The organism is Actinomyces polynesiensis, assembly GCF_000820725.1.
GTDB lineage: Bacteria > Actinomycetota > Actinomycetes > Actinomycetales > Actinomycetaceae > Pauljensenia > Pauljensenia polynesiensis.
Genome location: NZ_CCXH01000104.1, coordinates 1 through 14,487, shown reverse-complemented (window position 1 = coordinate 14,487; position 14,487 = coordinate 1). Strand labels below are relative to the sequence as shown.

The following is a 14,487-nucleotide window of genomic DNA, read 5'->3' as shown; positions in this document are numbered from 1 at the left end:
CTGTCCGGACTGTTCAGGTCCGGAGTCTCCGGGTCCGGGAGGTCCTGCCCGCGGGGTCACCCGTCACCGGGTGTGGGACCCAGCGCGGGTACGGGCCCGCGTCACCCGACCTGCGTCACTCGACGGGACGCTTGAGGTAGGCGACCAGGTTGTCCGAACCGGTGGGCCCGGGCACGACCTGGACGAGTTCCCAGCCGTCCTGTCCCCATTGGTCGAGGATCGCCTTGGTCGCGTGGGTGAGCAGAGGAATCGTCGAGTACTCCCATTTCGTCATGGCGTCATCCTATCCACGGGGCGCGCACGCCCAGGGGCCCCGCGACGTTCAGTTCCGGACGTGGGCGAGCACCCGGGGGACCCGGGGGGAGCGCAGCTCCAGGGCCAGGGGGTCGTCCGACTCGGCCAACCACTCCCCCCAGTCCTCCACCGTGGGGTAGTGGCGAAGCAGGGCTCGGCGCTCGCGCTCCGTCAGGCCTCCCCACACCCCGAAGTTCGCCTCCGCCTGCAGGGCGTCGGCCAGGCACTCCAGGCGCACCTCGCAGGCCATGCACCGCATCCGCACCTGCCGCTGGGACGCGCCCTGGACGAAGAGCGCATCGGGTTCGGTCGACGCACACAGCGCCCGTGCAGCCCAACTCTGGTCATCATCGACAGTGCTCATGTTCCACTCCGTATCGGGTCGCCCATGACCTCCACAGATGTGACCATACACACACTCGCCGGGGAACTCCAATCGCCGAGTGCCCCGTGACCGGGGGCTTTCCACGAGAAGTGGGGCGAGAGGCCCGGATTTCAGGACCTCCACGTATCCTTGCCTCATGTCGTCGCCCCGTTCCCGTTCGGTCACCCCGGTCCAGCTGGTCGCCCTGCTGCTGGCGTTCCTGTCCGTCGCCGGACTGACCGGTGTGCTCGCCGCCGGCCTCCTCGTGCCCGCAGCGGGCTCACTGGGGGTCGTGGCCAAGACGGTGCCCTCGGTCTTCGAGGACCTCCCGGCAGACCTCCAGATCGTCGAACCCGCCGAGGAGTCGGTGATGCTCGACGCCTCGAACAACGTGATCGCGCGCTTCTACGACAAGCGACGCATCGTGGTCGGCTCCGACCAGATCGCCGACGTCATGGAGAAGGCGATCGTCGGGGTGGAGGACAAGCGCTTCTATCAGCACCACGGGATCGACCCGGAGGGCATGGCACGTGCCCTGGTCAACAACCTCTCCGACGACTCCGGGACCCAGGGCGCCTCGACGATCACGCAGCAGTACGTGCGCAACATGCTCGTGGAGAAGGGGCAGATGGACGGCGATCCCGACGAGGTCATCGCCGCGACCGAGAAGACCAAGGAGCGCAAGCTGCGCGAGGCGAAGTACGCGATGGCCCTGGAGACGGAGATGTCCAAGGACCAGATCCTCACCGGCTACCTCAACATCGTGCCCTTCGGTCCCACCACGTACGGGGTGGAGGCCGCCTCCCGGCTCTACTTCTCGAAGTCCGCGAACGACCTGACGATGTCCGAGGCCATCCTGCTGGCGGGCCTGGTCCAGTCCCCCGTCCAGTACGACCCGCTCGTCCACCCCGACGCCGCGCAGGACCGCCGCGACACCGTCGCCGGTGTCCTCCTCAAGGAGGGCACGATCTCCCAGGACGAGTACGACGAGATCGTCGGGACCTCCGTGGAGTCCATGCTCAAGCCGGACCAGCGTTCCCAGGGGTGCGCTGGCGCGGGCAACATGGCCTACTTCTGCGAGTACGCCCTCCAGGAGTTCCTCGACGACAAGACCTACGGGGACACCGAGACCGACCGGCTCCGCCTGCTCGACACCGGCGGGCTGACGATCCGCACCACCATCGACACCAGCAAGCAGAAGGCAGCCGCTGCCACACTCGCCAGTGCCAACCCCACCTCGACGACCTCCGGCACCGTCAATGCCGTCCTCACCTCCGTCGACCCGGGGACGGGTGACGTCCTGTCGATGGCCCAGAACACGGCCTACGGGACGGAGGGCAAGGCGGGGACAACCACGTACAACTTCGCCGCCAACGGCACGTTCCAGGTCGGGTCGACCTTCAAGCTGTTCACCCTCATGGAGTGGTTCAAGGAGGGACACAGCGCCTACGACACGGTAGGACGGGCGAACAGGAACTACTACCAGAACGAGTTCAGCTGCTCCAACGGCCACCGGGTGCTCTTCACGCCGAACCCGTACGAGGTGGAGGACCTCCCCGGCAAGGACGGGACCATGAACGTCATCCGCGCGACTGGCCTGTCGGTCAACCAGGCCTTCATCAACATGGCCACCAAGCTCGACTTCTGCGCGATCTTCCAGACCGCCGCGGACATGGGGATCACCCAGGCGGACGGCTCCGTCATCGAGGCGGCGGCCGCCAACATCATCGGGTCCGGGTCCACCTCGCCCCTCCAGATGGCGTCCGTGGCGGCGACCCTGGCCAATGACGGTGTCCAGTGCACGCCCCACTCCCTGGCGAAGGTCACCGACCGCGACGAGAACGTGCTCAAGGAGTACAAGCCCTCCTGCAAGAAGGTCCTCGACTCCACGGTCGCCCAGCAGGTCACGACACTCCTGAACAAGAGCGTCCAGCAGTACTACATCCCGTCGGAGGGCATCACCCTGGCGGACAACCGACCGTATGCGGCCAAGACCGGTACCACCAACGACAACTCGAACACCTGGACCGTCGGCTTCACCCCGAGCCTCGCCACCGCTGCCTGGATGGGCAACGGAGCCGCGTCCTCGACGAAGATCGAGAACGTCACCGTAGGCGGCCAGACCTACCCCTACCCCTACGGTTCGACCGTCGGGATGCACATCTGGGCGCCCTACATGAGTGCGGCCCTCGCGGGGACCCCGGTCGATGCCCTGCCCGATGTCTTCATCGGCAACCAACCCGTCTCCACCCCCACGCCCGACCCGACGTCGACCCAGCAGGGCAACACCGACCAGGGCAACGACGGGAACAACGGGCAGAACGGTGACAAGGACAACGACCAAGGGGACAACGGCTGATGCCCGCCGAACAGTCCGGGCCGACGCGCCGGGCAACGCCGCCGGTCCTGCCCCCGGTCCCGTTGCGCCTCGACGACCTCGCAGACCGCCCCTCGCTGGCACCCCGTGGAGTGATCGCCCGGGGCAGGGCCCTGGGAATCGCCCTGGGCACGGCTGCTCTCGGCGCAGCCGCAGCGGTGGCCTGGGGAGAGGCCGAGCGACACTTCCCCGTCGTGCGCCACATCGAGGTCCCCGTCCAGGGGGCGCCCGGGATGCGAGGGCTGGACATCCTCCAGATCTCGGACCTGCACCTCTACCCCGGCCAGGAGTTCCTCGTGGACTTCCTGCACCGGGTCGCGCGCACCGAACGGGTCGACATGGTCGTCTCCACCGGCGACAACCTCGGGTCGGCGGAGGGCCTCGACCTGGTCCGTGCCGCCTACGCTCCCTTCCTGCACCTGCCGGGCGCCTTCGTCCTCGGATCCAATGACTACTACTCGCCCCGCTTCAAGAACTGGACGGCCTACCTGCGTCGGGACCCGCGCGTCGCCGACGACGCCTTCTCCCTCAAACGCGGTCTGGGGGACGAGGCCGACGACACGGTCGCGCCGGGCGACCACGCGCAGCACGGACCGGGCCGCGCGCCTGTCGACCGTGACCCCCACCTGCTCCCGGACCTGCCGTGGCACGAGATCGTCTCGGACTTCACCTCCGCCGGGTGGCTCGACCTCTCCAACCGTGCGGCGACCCTCGATGTCGACGTCACCGGGGAGGAGGGTGCGCCTGCGGGGAGCCAACGGGTGAGCCTCGTCGGGGTGGACGACCCGCACCTGGACCGGGACCGGATCCCGGACCCGGCCGACTCGTGGGGGGATCCCCGCGCCCTGCGTGTGGCCGTCACCCACGCCCCGTACCTCCGGGTCGTCGACGGTCTCACGCGTGAGGAGCCGGACCTGGTCCTGGCCGGCCACACCCACGGCGGGCAACTGGGACTCCCCTTCATCGGCGCGCTCGTCACGAACTGTGATCTGCCGCCCCGTTACGCCAAGGGCTTCCACACCTGGACCTGCGGCCCCTTCAGCACCCAGCTCCACGTCTCGGCCGGCCTGGGGACCTCCCCGTTCGTCCCCCTGCGCATCGCGACGCGTCCCGAGGTCTCCATCCTGCACCTGCGTCCGGTGGACTGAGGCCGGTGCGTGGAGACCCGCGCAAGCTGTGACGGATCCTGCACCCTGCACACGACGAGCGTTTTGGCTGGCTCGCCGGGCATCGCTATACTTGAGCGGTCACACACGGGGTGTGGCGCAGCTTGGTAGCGCGCTTCGTTCGGGACGAAGAGGCCGTGGGTTCAAATCCCGCCACCCCGACGTTTCTGCCCTGGGTCGCGATGCAGTCCACGGACCGTCGCGACCCAGGGTCTTTTCGTGGGTCAGTGCCGCTTCTCCGCGTCTGCAGCTGGCCGGTTGCGCGCCCCCCAACTCACAGGTCGATCTGTGTGCCCACGACCACCGTGCGGCGGGGCGGGAGGTGGAACCAGTCGGAGGGATCACTGGCCCACTGGGACAGCCTGATGAAGAGCTTGCGTCGCCAGGCCGCCATCGTCGACCCACCGCCGTCCACAACGGTCACATCGGAGACGAAGAATGTCGCGTGGGAGCACTCCTGGTCCGAGAGCACCTGGCGCAGAGCGCTGGGGACGTCCACGGAGTCCATGAAGCCCTGACGGATGAGGACCTGGCTCAGGCCAGTGGGACCCTGGATCTCCTCCACCGCCACACGCTGCCCGGCGGCGACATGGGGCACCGGGACGGGCAGCACGCTGACCAGCACCGTGTGCCGGTGGAGCACGGAGTTGACCAACACGTTCTCCCGCAGTGCCAGGGGTGTCAGGTTCGGGTGGGCATGCAGGAAGACGGCTGTGTTCGCGGGGCGACCGGCGTGGGCCACCTCGGGGCTGTCCAGGAAAAGTGCGAGTTCCCCGGCCAAGGAGCGCCTGCGGCGCACGACCTCGCGACGCCCGTGCCACCACGTGGTCATCACGACCAGGACCACCGCAGCCAGCAACACCGGCAGCCAGCCCCCGGAGAGAAGCTTGAGTGTGTTGGCGCCCAGGAGCACGAGTTCGGGAACCCCGATCGCCACCAGCACCGCATGCGCCCACCAGGCGGGCCAGCGCCACACGTGACGCGCCACCACCACCAGCAGGGTCGTGGTCACCAGGAAGGTTCCCGTCACGGCCAGCCCGTATGCGGCGGAAAGCCGTTCCGAGCTGCGGAAGCTGAAGATCAACACCAGTACGCCGCCGAAGAGCAGCGCATTGACAACGGGCACGTAGATCTGTCCCCGGGCAGCCTCGGAGGTGTGGCGGATGAGCATGCGGGGAAGCAGGCCCGTGCGGATCGCCTGCTGGGTCATGGAGAAGGCGCCGGTGATGACGGCCTGGGAGGCGATCACGGTCGCCGCGGTGGCCATGACGACCAGGGGGATGCGCGCCCAGCCGGGGGCCAGCAGGAAGAAGGGATCGCTGACAGCCTGCGGATTGCCCAGCAGCAGGGCGGCCTGGCCCAGGTAGACCAGCACCAGACTGGGCAGGACCACCGCAGCCCAGGACGTGCGGATGGCGCTCGCACCGAAGTGCCCCATGTCGGCGTACAGCGCCTCCGCACCCGTCACCGCCAGCACCACTGAACCCAGGACCAGGAATGCGGTGGCGGGGTGGGTGAGGATGTAGGAGGCGGCAGTCGTGGGCAACAGGGCCGTGAGCACCTCGGGGCGCGCCCATACATGGGGCAATCCCAGGGCGGCCAAGGTGAGGAACCACAGCCCCATCACCGGCCCGAAGGCGCGTCCGATGCGCGCCGTCCCCCGGCTCTGGACCAGGAAGAGGACGGCCACCACGACGGCCGCGATCAGCGGCACGGAGTCCGTGATCGTGGGGGCCACGACGCGCACCCCCTCGACCGCGGAGAGGACGGAGATGGCTGGGGTGATGACACCGTCCCCGTAGAACAGGGCAGCCCCGACCATGCCCGCCACCAGCACCCACCAGGAGCGACGGGAGTCCCGGGGAAAGGCTCGCCGTGCCAGGGAGGCCAGGGCGATGATGCCGCCCTCCCCGTCGTTGTCGGCGCGCATCACCAGCCCCACGTACTTGACACTGACGACGAGGACCAGGGCCCAGAGGATCATCGACACGATCCCCACGACATCGGCGGGGGAGGGGCGCGCGGCACCGTGCTCCAGGGAGAAGGCCGCCTGGAGAGCGTATAGGGGGCTGGTGCCGATGTCCCCGAAGACGACTCCGAGTGCGGCCAGAGCCATCGCAGGACGCATGCGCTGACCGGCCCGGACCACCGGGGTTCCACCACCACTGTGACTGGACACGGGAGAGAAGTATGCCACCACGGGCCCCACTCCGGTAGCCCCCGCGAAGTGGGGCGTCCGGCGTCTACTGCGCTGTACCCGCTGTTCCCACTGCCCTCGCTGTTCCCGCTGTTCCCACTGTTCCCGCTGCGTCTCCTGTCCCCGCACCGAGATCGATGAGTCGGCACACCATCTCCGCAGCCGCAGTGAGGTTCCCGCCCCCAGCGGCCAGCACCTCCCCCAGGTCCCCCGCCTCCCGGACGATGGGCACCACGGCCGCCACACCCACATCCAGCAGGTCCTCCGCCCCGGCACCGACTCGCCCTGCGAGGACCACCACGGGCACACCCGCCTGCGCCGCCACCCGGGCGACCCCCATCGGGGTCTTGCCCCCCAGCGTCTGGGCATCCACCGAGCCCTCCCCTGTGAGGACGATGGCGGCCCCACGCACCGCACCGCTCAGATCCACCAGGTCGGCCACCACCTCGACACCGGGACGCATCCGGGCACCCAGGAACTGCAGGCACGCCCACCCCAGGCCTCTCGCGGCACCCGCACCCGCTGCCCCCCGCAGATCCCGCCCACAGGCCCGCTCCCCCATGTCAGCCAGGTGGGAGAGCACCTCCTCCAACAGGACCACGTCCTCAGGGGATGCGCCCTTCTGTGCCCCGAAGATCTCGCTCGCCCCGTGGGGTCCCAGCAGTGGGTTCGTCACATCCGTGGCGGCGATGATCTCGACCTCCTGGAGCCGGGGATCCAGGCCCGAGAGCTCCATCTCCTCCACCCCCACCAGGTCGCGCGGGCCGACCGGGACCACGGCGTCGCCCTCGTGAGCCTCACCCCCACGGAAGCGCACCCCCAGCGCGGCGAGCATCCCCGAGCCCCCGTCGTTGGTGGCGCTGCCACCCAGCCCGATGACGATGCGACGCGCACCCAGGTCCAGTGCGGCCAGGACCATCTCCCCGACGCCGGCCGAGGTGGCACCCCAGATGTCGCGATCCTCCGGGGCCACGTGCTCCAGGCCCGGGCCCTGGGCGGCCTCGACCACTGCGGTGCGGGTGCGCGCGTCCCAGGCGATGTGGGCCCGGCGCACCCGCATGAGGGCATCGTGGGCCACGACCTCGACCAGCTCAGCCGCGCCTGCGCCCACGACGGCTTCCACCGTGCCCTCCCCACCATCGGCCATGGGACGTCGCAGGCAGCGGGCGCGCGGCCATGCGGCCAGTACTCCCGCCTCCAGCGCGGCGCAGGCCTCGGCGGCAGACAGGGACTCCTTGAAGGAGTCGGGAGCCAGGACCACGGTGCGTGCCTGCGGGAGGCGGGACGCGGTGTCAGGCAGCGGGTGGGATGTGCGCGTGGGGCGCGACGCTGTCTGCGACGGCTCACCTGCGGACGTCCTCGTCTCCATCTCCGTCATCGGTCCTCCCCTGCCAGCTCCTCCACGGCGCCCGCCAGCGCATCGCAGGCGAAGATCACCTCGGACTCGCTCACCGTGAGGGGTGGCGAGAGGCGGATCGTGGAACCGTGGGTGTCCTTGACCAGGACTCCGCGCTCCATCATGCGCTCACCCAGGTCGCGACCCATCCCCAGACGCTCCTCGAGGGTGATTCCGCTCCACAGGCCGACCTGGGTGAAGCCGGTGATGCCGCGGCCCACCAGTGGTTCCAGCCGCGAGCGCAGCACCTGTCCGAGGTCGCGCGCCCGCTTCTGCAGGGTGCCTTCACTGAGGATCGCGACGACCTCGCTCCCGATGGCTGCGGCCAGCGGGTTGCCGCCGAAGGTCGAGCCGTGCTGGCCGGGTGTCAGCACGCCGATCACGTCCTCGCGACCCACCACCGCGGAGAGCGGGAGGATCCCACCGCCCAGTGCCTTGCCGAGTGTTCGCAGGTCCGGGGTGACACCCCACAGGTCGCATCCGAAGGTCTCACCCGTGCGTCCCAGGCCCGACTGGATCTCGTCAGCCACCAGGAGGACGTCGTGGCGGTCGCAGATGCCGCGCAGCCTCGGCAGGAAGTCATCGGGTGGGACGACCACGCCCGCCTCTCCCTGGATGGGTTCGACCAGGACGGCGACGGTGTCCTGGTCGATGAGGTCCTCCACCGAGTCCGCATCCCCGAATCGCGCGCGTCTGAAGCCCGGCGTGAAGGGGCCGAAATCATCGTGGGCGTCCGGGTCGTCGGAGAAGGACACGATGGTCGTGGTGCGCCCGTGGAAGGCGTGGTCCATGACGATGATGTTGGCCCGCTCCGGCGTCACGCCCTTGACCCGGTAGCCCCAGGCCCGCGCCACCTTGATCGCGCTCTCCACCGCTTCCGCGCCGGTGTTCATGGGCAGGACCAGCCCGCCCCCGCACAGGTGGGACAGAGCCTCAGCGAAGGGTCCCAGTCGGTCGTTGTGGAAGGCGCGGGAGGTCATCGTCACCCGCGTGAGCTGGTCGCGGGCGGCCTCCAGGAGTCTCTCGTTGGAGTGTCCGAAGTTCATCGCGGAGTAGCCCGCCAGGCAGTCCAGGTAGCGGCGTCCCTCCACATCGCGCACCCACGCTCCCTGCGCGGAGGTGATGACCACCGGCAGGGGATGGTAGGTGTGTGCCAGCCAGCGCTCGTCGCGCGCGATCGCCTGGGCGGTTCGGGCGGGGGTGGGCGTGGAGGGCGGTGCGGGTACGGGGGCCGGGCTGGGCGCGGGGGCGTGTGAGAGCGTGCGTGCGGGGGCGTCGGCCGGTGTCGGGGTCTGCATCGGCGTCTGCATCGGGGCGGCGCGGCCCTCGAGTGGCCCCGTCGACGAGGGCGATCCCGGCTCTTCTGATCCATGTCCCATGTCACTGAGGGTATCCACCCGGACACAGCAGCGCGCCGAAGTCGGAGGAACGTCCAGGAAGGAGCACCCCGCCCTCGTCGATGCGCGCGCACTGAGGTCTGCACCCACGCACCCACGCACCCACGCACCCACGCACCCACGCACCCACGCACCCACGCACCCACGCACCCACGCACCCACGCACCCACGCACCCACGCACCCACGCACCCACGCACCCACGCACCCACGCACCCACGATGATGACAGGCCGTCGCGGCGGGCCCAGTCATCGCCTTCCTAGGATGGAGAGCATGTCCGCAGGAGAGACCCCCACAGCGTGCCCTCCGGACGCACCCGACTGCTCTGGTGCACAGGTGTCGGAGCAGGTGTCGCGGCCGTCTTCGGCGCCGGACCCGGGCCCGCACCCAAATCCAGACCCGGACCCGGACCCGGACCCGGACCCTGGGTGGACGAGACCCTCGACTCCGAGGCAGGGACAGGGGAAGCGTCAAAGGCGCTCGACCTTCCGCCGCCTGGTGCGCAGCGGATGGGTGCCGGACCAGCACGGCGCATGGCCCATGGCGACCGTGCCGATCGTGGTCGGGGCACTCGACTCCCAACTGAGGTGGCAGCACCTGCTGTTCCTCCTCGCATGGGTCTCGGCCTTCCTCATGTTCCACGTCGCCACACTGTGGATCGCCGCGCCCCGGCGCGCCCGGTACTCCCGGGCGCTGCTGTGCTGGGTGGTGTGCACCCTCCTCCTGGGGTTCGGGCTCCTGGCCCTCTCGCCCGCCCTGTCCTGGTGGGCTCCGCTCTTCGCGCCACTGGTAGGGGTGGCGGTGTTCGAGGCCGCGCACAGGCGAACCCGCTCCCTCACTTCCCGCGTCTCGACCGTGCTGGCATCGTCGCTGACCTGTGCGGTTGCCCACGACCTGGGCTGGGGCACCGTGCGGGGAACCGGGTGGTGGCCATGGTGGGACGCCGGCACCTCCGCCCCCGATACGGGATGGACCCATGCCTGGATCGTCACCGGTCTGCTCGCCTGCTACTTCCTGGGGACCGTGCCGCATGTGCGCGCTCTCATTCGAGGACGCCGGGACCGCGCGTGGGTCATCGGCTCCCTCGTCTGGCACCTCCTCACCCTGGTGGCTGCTGTCACTGCAGCGGCCACCAACGCTGTGTCGTGGTGGGTGGTGATCGTGTGGGTGATCCTGCTTCTGCGGGCCGTGCTCATCCCCCTCGACCAGCGCCGTCGCGGAGCGTGGAGGCCGCTGCCCATCGGCCTGGTCGAAATGCTCACCTGCCTGCTCGTCGCGATCGCCCTGGTCCTCCCCGCCTGACCCTGGGGCATCGGGCCCGGACCCCGATCCGTGGGCGCCCGGGGAGCGGACTTCGGCGGGAAACACAGCGGACCTCGCCGCAGAAGGGGACGGACCTCGCCGGGAAACACAGCGGACTTCGCCGGGAATGGGGACGGACTTCGCGAGGGAGGGGGAGGGCGAGGGGGTCAGAGGGTTGCGATGTGGGCGCGTGCGACGTCCAGGAAACGGTCGTCCTGCTCGCGTGTCCCGGTGCTCACGCGCACACCTTCGGGGAAGGGGCGCACCAGCAGCCCCGCCTCGGCACACGCAGCGACCAGGCCCGGACCCGACTGGAACGCCGGGATCCACAAGAAGTTCGACTGGGTCTCGGGCACCTCGTAGCCCATCGAGACCAGCTCGCCCCGCAGCCGGTCACGCTCGGCCACCATGTCGGCAATGCGTGCGCGCAGGACGTCCTCATCCCGCAGCGAGGCCAGCGCAGCCGCCTGGGCGACGGAGGACACCCCGAAGGGCACGGAGATCGCGCGGATGGCCCCCACCAGGTCGGGATGGCCCACTCCGTAGCCGACCCGCAGTCCCGCCAACGCGTGGACCTTGGAGAAGGTGCGCAGCACCAGGACATTGGGGAACTCCGCGATCAGGGGCACCGCCGTGGAGACTCCCGGGGCAGTGGCCAACTCGATGTAGGCCTCGTCCACCAGCACCAGGACCTCCGGGGGCACTGCTTCGAGGACCGAGCGGACCTCCTCCAGTGTCAGTGCAGGTCCGGTCGGGTTGTTCGGCGTGCACAGGATGATGGCCGCGGTGTCCGGACCAACGGCAGCGACCAGGGCCGGCAGGTCGTGACGCCCCTCCGCCGTCAGCGCCACCGCCACGCCCGTGGCGCCCACGGCCGGGATGGCGATCGGGTAGGACTCGAAGCTGCGCCAGGGGTGGATGACCTCGGCCCCCGGGCGACACACGACCGAGAGCGCGTCCAGGAGCACCGCCGAGGAACCGTCGCCCAGCACCACCTGGTCCTCCTGCACACCCAGACTCCGGGCGAGGGTCTGGGTGAGTGCAGTCGCACCGAAGTCGGGGTAGCGGTTGATGCCTGCCAGGGCCTGCGTGGCCGCCTCGATCACCGCCGACGAGGGCGGCTCCGCACTCTCGTTGGAGGAGAGCTTGGCTGCTCCCGGTGCCGATCTGCCGGGGGCGTAGCGGGGCAGTGAGAGGACTTCGGGACGCACACGCACCCGCATGGTGGCTCGCTCCGGCGCTGCAGGACCACGGGTTTCGCTCATGCCCCAGTCCTACCCCACCCATGCCCGCGCATTCCTGAGGGTCCCACCGTGCGGGCGCCCTGCACGGCCTTCCCCCCGTCCTCCTGCCCATTCCCCCACCCCGTGGCACCGGGACGCTCGGTACGCCCACACCCGACCACGGTCCCGATCAACCACCCCCGACCCGGCCTGCAGTGACCCGGTCGGCAGGGACCCGGCCTGCAGTGACCGGGGCTGCCGCGCGGGAATGCCGCGCGGGAATGCAGGGACCGGGGCTGCCGAGCGGGGGTGGGCGGACGGATCATCGCGACCCGGTGATCGCGGTGCAGACCGGGCCTGTGGCGCGGGGATGGGCGGGCGGGGACAATGGGGGCATGCGATTCATCCTGCGACTGCTCGGCAACATGCTCGGCATCTGGGTCTCGACCCTGGTGATCTCCGAGATCACCTTCGACCAGGGCGCCACCACGCAGGAGACGCTCCTGCTGCTGACAGGCATCGCCTTGGTCTTCACACTGGTGAACTCCATTGTCCGGCCCGTCATGCGCGTCGTCGCCTTCCCCCTCTACCTGCTCACCTTCGGCCTCTTCGCACTGGTCACCAATGCTCTGGTCTTCCTGGCGACCGGATGGTTGGCCGAAGCTCTCACCCTGCCCTTCCATGCGGGTGGGTTCTGGGCGGCCCTGGGCGGTGGCACGATCACCGCCATCATCTCCGCCATCGTCGTGGGTGTCCTGGGCAAGGCGGAGAAGGACTAGGTCCACCTGCATCCGCGAAGGCTCCCACTCCGGGCCTCAGGACCCGACACCCAGGCGGCGCGTGTCGAAGACGTGGGACGTCGTCCGGGTCCCCTCGCCGAACCCCAGCGTCCGCTCCCGCTCCTGCATCCACGACCGGACCTCCTCGTACCCCGTGGGGACGTCCTCCTCACCCCTTTCACCCGACTCCCCACGCTCCTCCAACCACTCCATGACACGACGGTAGGTGCGCAGGTCGTGGGCACCGGGCGCCTCCTCCCTGGCGTCGGGACCACCTGCGGACATGTCCTCGTCCGATGTGCGCCCACCCATCGCGCCACCGTCGAAGTGCACTGTCCGGGCGGCCCCGAGATCCCGGTTCGCCGCCCCGTCCAACCCGGGCACCATGTCGCGCGTGTTCTCCAGGTTGAGCATCTCCACCCCTTCTGCCGGAGCCGCCCCGGCGGTGGGTGAACCCGCGGTGAGCACCGAGGTCACGCTGTAGCGGGCCAGGACCTCCGGGTCGGAGGCCAGTTGGGCGGCCACCGCGCCGCCCTGTGAGTGCCCGACCAACTCCACCGTCTGCCCCGCAGTGACACCTGCCATCTCCATCGCTGCCAGCACTGCACGCGCCTGGTCGGAGTGCTCTCCGGCGACCACCTGGAGATTGGAGAGCATGTCCTGGGGATTGGGGCCGCCCACTCCCCACGCCTGGGTACCGCGGATGACCACGCTCCACGACGTCACCTCCCCCTCCACCCCGGGGGTGCGATGACGCAGCACCTCCACCTGCCCCGCGGCCGGCGAACTGCGCAGGTGGCCGATCCGTGAGAGCACCTGGGAGGGCTGGCGGGGGGTCTCGACGCGGTGCTGCGGGGAGGCCGCGGGGGCGTGCTCGAGGGCGGGCCCACCCTGCCTCACCGGGATCGCGCCGAGGGTGGATCCGACCAGGGAGGGCAGCCCGAGGATCCCGAGGTTGAGGGGGGTGAGGTCCACCCCGAAACGGCGGGCGGCCACGTCGGAGTCGACCACGTGGTGGCGTGGGCCCACGCCCACGGGACGGCCGGTGCGCATGTCCAGGGTGTCGACGGGCACGGCGGACGTCACCTGGACCCCCCTCGTGGGGGAGGAGGTCAGACGGCCCAGCCCGAACCCCCACGCCGCGGCCAGCGAGGCCGCCTCCGGGGTCGCGCCGTCCGGCGTCCCCCACCATGACGGACCTGCGCCGTCGTCGGGTCCTGCGCCCGTGCGCCGCCCGCGGCCCGGGACTCCCCACGCTCCGCCACTGCCCGGGCCGGCATCCCTCCCGGTGGCGAGGGTGTGGTCCGCGACCAGCTCGGACGCGGCGTGGAGGTCCATCTGGAGCCGGATCCCGGTGGTCATGTCCCCCTCACCCGTGGCAGCCGCGGCGTGGCCCGCCGCCGAGGTGCCGACACCCAGGAGGAAGGGGAGGACCGGCGCCAGGACCCAGTCGAGGAGCGCCCCGGGGAGGTGGTCCGACACTCCCGCGGGCAGGAGGTCCCGCAGGGCCTCCCGGGAGTGGACGGACCCGACACCGGTGCGCCACGCGGGCCGCCCGCCGGGGTGCAGGAGGGCCCAGGCGTCGCGGAAGGCGGAGGCACGCCCCTCCGCCCCCAGGTACACCAGCGCGGCGAAGGACAGTGACTCCGCGAGGGAGACCAACCTCCGGCCCAGGGCCTCGACGGTGGCCCGGGCGCCCTCGACCTCCGTGAGTGCGACCGCCGCCTCGACAGGTGCGAGCGGAGCGTGGTCCCGGCAGCGCTCAGTGGTGGCGTCCAGGAGTGTGAGGACCCCACCCACCTCGGCCGCCGCACCCGCCACGCGGACCGCCGCCCCCACCAGGACGTCCGTGTCGACGCGCGTGGCGGAGGAGGTGACGAGCACCCGGTCCCCGAAGTCGCCACCCGCGCTCACGGCGCACCCGCCGCCCGCAGGAGGACCTCCCGCACCGCCTCGTCGAGCGCCCTGGCCGCGAGCGCCGCCGCGGAGACC

11 protein-coding genes and 1 tRNA gene are annotated in these 14,487 nt (G+C 70.5%); 5 read left to right on the top strand and 7 right to left on the bottom strand.

Annotation, left to right across the window (positions count from 1 at the left end; translation table 11 throughout):
* Positions 1-115: 115 nt before the first annotated feature.
* On the bottom strand, positions 116-274 hold the full coding sequence (locus TA90_RS14525; protein WP_074015286.1) for a Sp36 family protein: 159 nt from the start codon (positions 272-274) through the stop codon (positions 116-118).
* A 48-nt stretch (positions 275-322) separates the two neighbouring features.
* Entirely contained in the window at positions 323-658 is a 336-nt protein-coding gene (locus tag TA90_RS04630; RefSeq protein WP_043534841.1) for a WhiB family transcriptional regulator, read from the bottom strand.
* Between the two features lie 157 nt (positions 659-815).
* On the opposite strand from TA90_RS04630, the gene TA90_RS04625 reads away from it, so the two are divergent.
* The 3 genes from TA90_RS04625 to TA90_RS04615 all read left to right on the top strand — a co-directional run bounded on the left by TA90_RS04625 (position 816) and on the right by TA90_RS04615 (position 4,363).
* A complete protein-coding gene (locus tag TA90_RS04625; RefSeq protein WP_074015285.1) occupies positions 816-3,017 on the top strand; it encodes a transglycosylase domain-containing protein in 2,202 nt (733 codons plus the stop codon).
* Entirely contained in the window at positions 3,017-4,183 is a 1,167-nt protein-coding gene (locus TA90_RS04620; protein WP_052450506.1) for a metallophosphoesterase, read from the top strand. The genes TA90_RS04625 and TA90_RS04620 overlap by 1 nt, the downstream gene beginning before the upstream one ends.
* Before the next feature lie 106 nt (positions 4,184-4,289).
* Positions 4,290-4,363: transfer RNA gene (locus tag TA90_RS04615), tRNA-Pro, on the top strand.
* Positions 4,364-4,475: 112 nt separating this feature from the next.
* On the opposite strand, the gene TA90_RS04610 is transcribed toward TA90_RS04615, so the two are convergent.
* From TA90_RS04610 to rocD, 3 genes are all read right to left on the bottom strand, one after another.
* Entirely contained in the window at positions 4,476-6,317 is a 1,842-nt protein-coding gene (locus tag TA90_RS04610) for a potassium transporter Kup (protein ID WP_052450507.1), read from the bottom strand.
* 127 nt (positions 6,318-6,444) lie between these two features.
* A complete protein-coding gene (locus TA90_RS04605) occupies positions 6,445-7,659 on the bottom strand; it encodes a glycerate kinase (protein ID WP_187120090.1) in 1,215 nt (404 codons plus the stop codon).
* 113 nt (positions 7,660-7,772) lie between these two features.
* On the bottom strand, positions 7,773-9,173 hold the full coding sequence (rocD, locus tag TA90_RS04600) for an ornithine--oxo-acid transaminase (RefSeq protein ID WP_231550661.1): 1,401 nt from the start codon (positions 9,171-9,173) through the stop codon (positions 7,773-7,775).
* On the opposite strand from rocD, the gene TA90_RS04595 reads away from it, so the two are divergent.
* Positions 9,165-10,493 (top strand): YwiC-like family protein, encoded by a 1,329-nt coding sequence (locus TA90_RS04595; protein ID WP_147513375.1) that lies wholly within the window; start codon positions 9,165-9,167, stop codon positions 10,491-10,493. The two genes, rocD and TA90_RS04595, sit on opposite strands and share 9 nt — an antisense overlap.
* A 167-nt stretch (positions 10,494-10,660) precedes the next feature.
* Here TA90_RS04595 and TA90_RS04590 read toward each other — a convergent pair whose 3' ends face one another.
* Entirely contained in the window at positions 10,661-11,758 is a 1,098-nt protein-coding gene (locus tag TA90_RS04590) for a histidinol-phosphate transaminase (RefSeq protein WP_231550660.1), read from the bottom strand.
* A gap of 353 nt (positions 11,759-12,111) precedes the next feature.
* Here TA90_RS04590 and TA90_RS04585 point away from each other — a divergent pair, with 353 nt between their 5' ends.
* Positions 12,112-12,495 (top strand): phage holin family protein, encoded by a 384-nt coding sequence (locus TA90_RS04585; protein WP_043534839.1) that lies wholly within the window; start codon positions 12,112-12,114, stop codon positions 12,493-12,495.
* A 36-nt stretch (positions 12,496-12,531) separates the two neighbouring features.
* Here the strand turns inward: TA90_RS04585 and TA90_RS13095 are convergent.
* Positions 12,532-14,487: hypothetical protein (locus TA90_RS13095; protein ID WP_222704602.1), on the bottom strand; the 1,956-nt coding region annotated here is incomplete at its 5' end.